The sequence below is a fragment of the Flavobacterium sp. FPG59 genome, assembly GCF_002150205.1.
Taxonomy (GTDB): domain Bacteria; phylum Bacteroidota; class Bacteroidia; order Flavobacteriales; family Flavobacteriaceae; genus Flavobacterium.
On sequence record NZ_MTCA01000331.1, the window covers coordinates 1 to 2,003 of the forward strand.

At 32.0% G+C, this 2,003-nt stretch carries 1 protein-coding gene; it reads left to right on the plus strand.

Annotated elements, in window-relative coordinates:
• Positions 1-75: 75 nt before the first annotated feature.
• Positions 76-1,719, plus strand: a complete 1,644-nt coding sequence (pgi, locus tag FPG59_RS15645) for a glucose-6-phosphate isomerase (RefSeq protein ID WP_086455473.1) — start codon at positions 76-78, stop codon at positions 1,717-1,719.
• Positions 1,720-2,003: the final 284 nt, after the last annotated feature.

A 2,003-nucleotide genomic window follows, 5' to 3' on the forward strand; every position in this document is an offset into this window, starting at 1 on the left:
ATCGGATTTTTAATCATTAAACTAATTTGAGTATTTTTACCCAAATTTCATTACAACTAAAAAAATACATTTTAAATGGCTTTAGATACAATTAATCCAACAAATTCTAATGCTTGGAAAAAACTGGAATTGCACTTTCAAACTATGCAAAAGGCAACAATTCAAGATTTTTTCGAGTCAGATCCAACAAGAACTACAAAACTTAACATTCAATGGAATGATTTTTTAATAGATTACTCAAAAAATATTATTGATGAGGAAACAGTTCAGTTGTTAGTTGAATTAGCAAATGAAGTTGGACTTAAAGCTGCTATTGCTGATTATTTTGGTGGTACACTGATTAATAAAACCGAGAGTAGAGCCGTGCTTCATACTGCTTTGCGTGCTGTTGAATCTGCAGTGGTCAATGTAGATGGCGTAAATGTAATGCCTGAAGTATATGAAGTAAAAAATAAAATAAAAGGATTTACAAACGAAGTTGTTTCGGGTATACGAACTGGTTTTACAGGAAAACCTTTTACAGATATCGTAAATATAGGAATTGGAGGATCAGATTTGGGACCAGCAATGGTAGTCGAGGCGCTTCAGTTTTATAAAAATCATCTTAACGTTCATTTTGTTTCAAACGTGGATGGTGATCATGTTCAAGAGATCCTAAAAAAATTAAATCCTGAGACAACGCTTTTTGTGATTGTTTCAAAAACATTTACCACGCAGGAAACTTTAACGAATTCAGAAACTATTAAAGTTTGGTTTCTAAAATCAGCAAAACAAGAAGATATTGCCAAGCATTTTGTTGCCGTTTCAACTAACCTTGAGAAAGTAACTGCTTTTGGAATAGATGTCAGCAACGTTTTTCCAATGTGGGATTGGGTTGGCGGTCGTTTCTCTTTATGGAGTGCGGTAGGTCTTACTATCAGCTTATCAATAGGGTATGATAATTTTAACAGTTTGTTGAAAGGCGCTAATGAAATGGACGAGCATTTTAAGACAGCTGATTTTGATAAAAACATGCCTGTTATTTTGGCGATGTTGAGCGTTTGGTATAATAATTTCTTTGGTGCTGAAAGTGAAGCTTTAATTCCTTACACCCAGTACTTGCAAAAATTTGCACCTTACTTACAGCAGGGTACCATGGAAAGTAATGGTAAAAGTGTTGGTCGAGATGGAAAGCCGGTTAATTATCAAACAGGTACAATTATTTGGGGTGAACCAGGGACTAATGCACAACATGCTTTTTTTCAGTTGATACATCAAGGGACAAAATTAATTCCAGCTGATTTCATAGGATTTGTTACTCCTTTATATGGAGATACCAATCATCATGATAAGTTAATGTCCAATTTCTTTGCACAGACAGAAGCGCTGATGCATGGTAAATCAGCAACACAAGTTCAAAAAGAATTTGATCTTCAAGGAATACCAGCTGAGAAATCAGCATTCCTATTGCCGTATAAAATTTTCTCAGGTAACAAACCTACAAATACAATTTTGATTCAAAAATTAACTCCGCATACTTTGGGTTCATTGATAGCTTTATATGAACACAAGATTTTTGTTCAAGGTGTTGTTTGGAACATATTTAGTTTTGATCAATGGGGTGTTGAACTCGGTAAGCAATTGGCAAATTCTATTTTAGCGGAGATTACCACAAAAGAGATTCAGAGTCACGATAGTTCTACCGCTTTTTTATTGAATCATTTTTTAAAAAGTAAATAATCTAACTAACCTTTAGCGAAATTAATAATTTTCAAAAAACGTTAAATCTTATCTATATCAATCGTATTTCTAACGCGTTGAATAGTAAGTTTTAACGTTTTTTTAAATTGAAAAAAATTAAAAGAATGTGTGTAAATATTTCTATTTCTAAAAGATGATATTTTTTTGATGAATAATTATAAATTTAGCATAATTGTTAAATTTAATTCATATTTTGTCCTTTTTGGATTGAATTTGTTGATTTTTATTAATTTCTTATTTTGGCAAGTAAGGATTCTTAACAT